The 6,293-nt window shown below is 68.0% G+C and carries 7 protein-coding genes; 3 read left to right on the top strand and 4 right to left on the bottom strand.

Annotation, left to right across the window (positions count from 1 at the left end; translation table 11 throughout):
* Nucleotides 1-17: 17 nt before the first annotated feature.
* The gene (locus tag ACE5CZ_RS07755; protein WP_374946754.1) at nt 18-1,880 is read left to right on the top strand and encodes a thioredoxin domain-containing protein; all 1,863 of its coding nucleotides are present in this window, start codon (nt 18-20) and stop codon (nt 1,878-1,880) included.
* On the opposite strand, the gene galK is transcribed toward ACE5CZ_RS07755, so the two are convergent.
* Together galK and galT are read right to left on the bottom strand one after the other, a co-directional pair.
* Nucleotides 1,854-3,020 (bottom strand): galactokinase, encoded by a 1,167-nt coding sequence (gene galK / locus ACE5CZ_RS07760; protein ID WP_374946755.1) that lies wholly within the window; start codon nt 3,018-3,020, stop codon nt 1,854-1,856. The genes ACE5CZ_RS07755 and galK overlap by 27 nt on opposite strands.
* On the bottom strand, nt 3,017-4,138 hold the full coding sequence (galT, locus tag ACE5CZ_RS07765; RefSeq protein ID WP_374946756.1) for a galactose-1-phosphate uridylyltransferase: 1,122 nt from the start codon (nt 4,136-4,138) through the stop codon (nt 3,017-3,019). Before galT ends, galK begins: the two co-directional genes overlap by 4 nt.
* A 105-nt stretch (nt 4,139-4,243) precedes the next feature.
* Here galT and ACE5CZ_RS07770 point away from each other — a divergent pair, with 105 nt between their 5' ends.
* Nucleotides 4,244-5,044: a DeoR/GlpR family DNA-binding transcription regulator gene (locus ACE5CZ_RS07770; protein WP_374946757.1), complete on the top strand. Its 801-nt coding sequence runs from the start codon at nt 4,244-4,246 to the stop codon at nt 5,042-5,044.
* Here the strand turns inward: ACE5CZ_RS07770 and ACE5CZ_RS07775 are convergent.
* Nucleotides 5,009-5,377 carry a hypothetical protein gene (locus ACE5CZ_RS07775; protein WP_374946758.1) on the bottom strand — a complete coding sequence of 123 codons (369 nt, stop codon included), beginning with the start codon at nt 5,375-5,377 and terminating at the stop codon, nt 5,009-5,011. The genes ACE5CZ_RS07770 and ACE5CZ_RS07775 overlap by 36 nt on opposite strands.
* A gap of 80 nt (nt 5,378-5,457) precedes the next feature.
* Here ACE5CZ_RS07775 and ACE5CZ_RS07780 point away from each other — a divergent pair, with 80 nt between their 5' ends.
* On the top strand, nt 5,458-6,027 hold the full coding sequence (locus tag ACE5CZ_RS07780; RefSeq protein ID WP_374946759.1) for an MOSC domain-containing protein: 570 nt from the start codon (nt 5,458-5,460) through the stop codon (nt 6,025-6,027).
* Nucleotides 6,028-6,031: 4 nt separating this feature from the next.
* Here ACE5CZ_RS07780 and ACE5CZ_RS07785 read toward each other — a convergent pair.
* Nucleotides 6,032-6,293, bottom strand: a 262-nt coding sequence (locus ACE5CZ_RS07785) for an L-serine ammonia-lyase, iron-sulfur-dependent, subunit alpha (RefSeq protein ID WP_374946760.1), incomplete at its 5' end; no start/stop codon positions are given.

The raw sequence follows: 6,293 nt of genomic DNA on the forward strand, positions 1-6,293 counted from the left end.
GACAAGGCGCTGACACCATGAACAGGCTCGAGCACGCGATCAGCCCGTACCTGCGTTCGCACGCCGACAATCCGGTGGACTGGTTCGCCTGGGGCCCCGAGGCGTTTGCGGAGGCGGAGCGGAGAGACGTTCCCGTTCTCGTCTCCATCGGGTACTCGACCTGTCACTGGTGCCACGTCATGGCGCGAGAGTCGTTCTCCGATCCGACCCTCGCGGCCGAGCTGAACTCCCGGTTCGTGGCGATCAAGGTCGACCGCGAGGAGCATCCCGAGGTCGATTCGGTGTACCTCGCGGCGGCCGGCGCGTTCACGCAGGGGCTCGGCTGGCCTCTGAACGTCTTCGTCACCCCGCAGGGCAGGGCGTTCTTCGCGGCAACCTATTCGCCGCCGGTACCGATCCAGGGTCATCCGTCGTTCATCCAAGTGCTCGACGCGGTCGACGACGCCTGGCGGTCGAGACGCGACCAGGTCGATCTCACGGCCGCCGCAATCTCGGATGCGCTGACGCAGGCCGCACCGGCAACGTCGCACGGAGCGATCCCCGCAGATGCCGAGGCGCGACTCGATGCCGCGGTGCGCGAGCTCGAGGGCTACGAAGACACGGAGTTCGGCGGCTTCGGCGGCGCCCCCAAGTTTCCCGTCGCCCCCGTGCTGTCGCTGCTGCTTCGCCGGCGCAGCCCTCTCGCCCCGCGCACGTTGCTCGCCATGAGCCGCTCGCCGCTGCGCGATGAGATCGAAGGAGGATTCTTTCGTTACAGCGTGAACCGCGACTGGAGCGACCCGCACTACGAGCGCATGCTCTACGACAACGCGCTGCTGCTCGACGCGTACGCGCGGCTCGCATCGAGTCGAGACGTATCGGATGCCGAGGCCATCGAGGCGCGGACGACCACCGAGGGAATCGCGTCGTTCCTCACGACCGTACTGCAGCAGCCCGAGGGCGGATTCGGATCGGCGCAGGATTCTGAGAGCACGCTCGCCGGGTCGCGCAACGAGGGCGGCTACTACGCCCTGGATGCCGCGGCCCGGGCGGCGGAGACACCTCCGGCCGTCGACGCGAAGATCCTCACGGGCTGGAACGGCTTCGCCATCGCGGCTCTCTCTCGAGCCGGATTCGCGCTCGATCGGCGTGATTGGATCGCGGCGGCGGCGCGGGCCGCCGACTTTCTGCTGGAGTCGCACGTCGCCGCTGACGGCACCCTCGTGCGTGCATCCATCGGTTCGCGCCGATCGGATGCCGCGGCCACGCTCGAAGACTACGGAGCGTTCGCCGGGGGATTGCTGGCACTTGCGGCGGTCTCGGGGCGCGTGGAGTACGCCGTCAGGGCGCGACGCTTCGTCGACGCGGTCCTCGACGCCGGCTTCACCGCGCCCGGCGGCCGGGATGCCGTGCTGGCGGCTCAGAACATCGCGTCTGTCGCCGACACGTCGGAAGGTGCGTATCCGTCGGGGGTCAGTGCAGTGTGCGATGCCGCTGTCACCCTGTTCGACCTCACCGGCGAGGCACGCTACCGCGATGTCGCCTCCGGGGTCATCGGCGGTGTGGCATCCGAGGCGTTTGTGCGACCGATCGGGTACGGAGCCACCCTCGAGCTGGTGCACCGGCTGATCGATCCGATCGTGCAACTGGTCGTCGTGACGTCGACCACCGACGCCGAGGCATCCGCGAATCTCGTCGATGCGGCACGCTCGAACCCGACATCGACGACCGTGATCGTCACGGAGTCGGAGGCGCGTGCCTGGACGGACGCCGGCTTCGAGCTTCTCGAGGGCCGCACGACGCTATCCGGTCATGGTGCAGCGTATCTCTGCACCGACTTCGTGTGCCGCCTGCCGGTGGTCGACGCAGGCGAGCTAGAGTTCGCGCTTCGCTCCGTCTGACGGGGCGACGGTGAAGATCTCCGGCGCTGTGAACCGAGCCGCCGCGAATGCCTCGAGCACGTGGGCTGTTACGTCGGCCACCAGGTGCGAAGGCGTAAGCGCGATCGCCGCACCGCCGAACCCGCCGCCCGTCATGCGGGCACCGATCGCTCCAGCCTCGCGGGCGGCGACGACGGCGAGGTCGAGTTCGGCAACAGAGATCTCGAAGTCGTCGCGCATCGAGACGTGAGAGTCGTTCAAGATCTCTCCGATGGCCAGCGGTCCGCTCTCGCGCAGGGCTCGCACGGTCGCCAGCACCCGGGCATTCTCTGTGACGACGTGGCGAACGCGGCGGAACGTCTCGTCATCGAGCAGCTCCCGTGCGCGGTCGAGGTCGGCGACGGAGACGTCGCGCAGGCTGTCGACCCCGAGCGCCGCTGCGCCGGCCTCGCAGGATGCGCGCCTCGCCGCGTATCCGCCCGTCGCGTGAGCGTGGCTCACCTTGGTGTCGATGATGACGATCTCGAGACCCGCGTCGGCGAAGCCGAGGTCGACGATCTCTGAACGCAGCGAACGGCAGTCGAGGAAGACCGCGGAGTCGCGCCGGCCGAGCAATGAGGCCGACTGGTCCATGATTCCGGTCGGAGCGCCCACGGCCTCGTTCTCGGCTAACTGGCCGACGCGTGCCAGGGTCGGTCGGTCGATTCCGAGCTTCCAGCGCTCGTCGAGGGCGATCGCGACGGCGCATTCGATCGCCGCCGACGACGACAACCCCGCTCCCACGGGAACGTCGGAGGCGATGTGCGCGTCGAAGCCGCGTTGCTCGACGAGTTCGACGCCGTTCTGTCCGAGGGCCCAGGCGATGCCGAGCGGGTACGCAGACCACCCGTCGAGCGTCTGCGCGCTGACGGTCGCGAGTTCGACCTCGACCTCGTCGGCGCTGAACGTGCTGGTGACCCGCGCGGCGTTGTCGTCGCGCAGCCCGACCGCGGCCCAGGTGCGTCGATCGATGGCGAAGGGAAGCACGAAACCCTCGTTGTAGTCGGTGTGCTCGCCGATCAGGTTGACGCGGCCCGGTGCAGACCAGACCCCGTCGGCTGCACGGCCGAACCGTGAGAGGAACTCGGCGGCCGTCTGCGCCGTGAAGTCGTCATGGGTCATACGGGATTCTCCTGGTCTGCGCGCGCGATCGCGTCGCGAACGAGTGCGGCGGATGTCTCCGGCGGCACGTCTCCGATGAACGCGCCCATCGCGGCCTCGGAGCCGGCGAGGTATTTGAGCCGGTTCGCGGCCCGGCGTGGCGAGGTGACCTGGAGCATCAGGCGCACGTCGTCGCGGCCGCGGTTGACCGGGGCTTGATGCCAGGCCGAGATGTACGGCGTGGGCGTGTCATAGAGGGCATCGATGCCGCGCAGCAGCCGCAGGTAGAGCACGGCGAGCTCGTCGCGCTCGTCGCTCGTGGTGGCCGCGAGGTCGGCAATGTGCCGATGCGGAAGCATGTGCACCTCGATGGGCCAGCGGGCCGCGAATGGAACGAACGCCGTGAAGTGCTCGCCACGCAGCAGCACGCGTTCGGAGGCCTGTTCGCGCTCGAGGATCTGTGCGAACATGTCCGGTCCGAAGCGGTCTATCGAATCGAGGAGCTTCGTGGTGCGAGGCGTGACGTAGGGGTACGCGTAGATCTGGCCGTGCGGATGATTGAGGGTCACGCCGATCTCGGCGCCGCGGTTCTCGAAGGGGAAGACCTGCTCGATCGAGGGCATCGCCGACAGGGCCTCGGTGCGCTTCGCCCAGGCTTCGACGATCGTGCGGGCGCGCGACGGCGTCTGCGAGGCGAACGACCCGGTGTGCGCAGGACTGAAGCAGACGACCTCGCACCGGCCGACCGAGGTGCGGGTGCGTTCTAGTGTGAGTTCGGTGAGATCGTCGAGTCCGCGGGGGGCGTTCTCATCGGCGAGCAGGGGCCCGAACGAGGGTGAGCGGTTCTCGAAGACCGCCACGTCGTAGTTGTCGGGGATCTCGGACGGATTCGTGGCTGTCGCGGGCGCCAGGGGGTCGGCGTCATCGGACGGCAGGAAGACGCGGTTCTGACGTGCCGCCGCGATCGAGACCCACTCGCCGGTCAGCACATCTTGCCGCATGGTGGCGGTGACGGGCCGGGGATCGAGGATACGCGCGTCGGCTCGTCTCTCGGGTGTGAGAGTGGTGTCGGCGTCATCGAAATAGATGAGCTGGCGTCCGTCTGCGAGCACGGTGTCTCGGATGGCGATGGCGGACATGACGAACCTTTCGGTGGGAGCGCGGATCACGCTCGACTGCGCAACACGCGCCAGTATCGCACGGCAAGAATTGACAAGCAATCACAAATAAACGAAAGTTACCCCATGACGGACTCCGAGTTCGCAAGTGCGCCCGCTCCCGTTCGTCGTGCCCGCATCCTCGATCTGCTCTCTGCGCGAGGTTTCGTGAAGGTCGCCGAGTTGAGCGCGCTCCTCGGCGTCTCCGAGGTCACGATCCGATCCGACCTCGATGCGCTCGAGTCGACAGGCGAACTCGACCGGGTGCACGGGGGAGCCGTGTCGGCAGCGACTCCGAGGCGCACCGAACCGGCGTTCGAAGAGGCGCTCGGTGACCTGTGGGACGAGAAGCTGCGCATCGCCGCGCACGCCGCGTCGCTCGTCTCACCGGGGGACTCCGTGATCGTCGACGTCGGAACGACGGCGGCCGCATTCGCCTGGGCGCTCGTCGAACGCAGCGATCTGTCCGACGTGGTCGTGATCACGAACGGGCTGAAGATCGCGCTCGAGCTCGAGAGGGCGATTCCCCGGTTCAGCGTCATCGTCACGGGTGGCACGTTGAGGGCGCTGCAGCACTCGCTCGTGAATCCGCTGGCCGACGGCCTTTTCGACACTCTGCACGCCGACATCGCCTTTCTCGGATGCAACGGCGTCGACGCCGAACACGGCATCACCAACATCAACCTTCCCGAAGCCGAGATGAAGCGACGGATGCTTCACGCGGCGACGCGACGGATCGTTCTGGCCGACGGATCGAAGATCGGCCAGGTTCACCTCGGTCGCATAGCGACCGTTACGGGCGTCGACGGGGTCATCACGGGGCAGTCTGCCCGCGCGACGCCGTTGGCCGAACTACGTGAGGCGGGGCTCGACGTGACCCGGGTATAGGGGCGACAGGCCGCCCCCACGCGTCAGCGAGCGCAATTCTCCCGGTCGCTGCTCGAGAATCCATCGGGCGCGACCGCCTGCGAGTGCAGCAACGCGCTCGAACCCGGCTTCGCGCAGCATGCGCGCCGACTCGGCGGCAGAGAGGCCTTTTGAGTCGTCGAAGACGATGACCGTGGTCGCGGCCGGGTCGAGTTGCAACGCGGAGAGCCGAGCGCGGTTCGTGGCCTCGACGAGAACCAAGTTGTCGGCACCGAGGTGATCGGCGAGCCACTGGGTCGATACGGTCGACGACGGCAGGTAGGGCCCGGGCGCGAGCGGCGTAACGGTATTCACACGCATACGTTAACCCGTGCCGCCGACAGGACGGCGTCACTCGTAAACGGGGGTAACAAAGCCGGGCTAGCCTGTGTTCTGTGGAGGACGCACCCGACCCGGCTCTCGGGTTCGAATACCGGGTTCACGTCGAGCATCTGCTGGCGTCCGCGATCCATCGCTACGAGGGTCGCCCATCCGACGGCCCCCGGCCGGCGGTCGATGCGGAGAGCGTCGAGCGCATCACCGTGCGCGCGCACCTAGGCATCGTCGGCGATCGACACTTCGGCAAGGCGGCCCATCGCTCGGCGTCGGTCACGATCATGGCTGTCGAATCGGTTGAACACGTCGAACGGACCTTGGGTCTCGCCCAGGCACTCGACCCGCTCGACACCCGCCGCAACATCCTGATTCGCGGCGTCGACGTCGACCGGCTCCGCGGCGCCGACTTCACGCTCGACTCGGGTGCAGGCCCTGTTCTCTTTCACGCGCACCGCCCGGCGAACCCGTGTGCGTGGATGGACGTGATGCTCGCCCCGGGCGCGCACAAGGCCCTTCGGGGGCGGGGTGGGCTGCGCTGCGAGCCGCTCACGAGCGGACAGCTCGCCAGGGGGCCCGCACTGTTGCGGTCGTCGCACCGCCTCGACGACGGCGACGCCAGACTGTTCTAGAGGCTCAGCACTCGATCACGTTGACGGCGAGACCGCCCTCGCTCGTCTCCTTGTACTTGCTCGACATGTCGACTCCGGTCTGACGCATCGTCTCGATCACCATGTCGAGCGACACCAGGTGCGTGCCGTCGCCGTTCAGGGCGAGGCGGGCGGCGCTCACCGCAGTCGACGAGGCGATCGCGTTGCGCTCGATGCACGGAACCTGCACGAGGCCGCCGACAGGGTCGCAGGTGAGGCCGAGGTGGTGCTCCATGGCGATCTCGGCG

The sequence above is a fragment of the Agreia sp. genome (genome assembly GCF_964263775.1).
GTDB lineage: Bacteria > Actinomycetota > Actinomycetes > Actinomycetales > Microbacteriaceae > Agreia.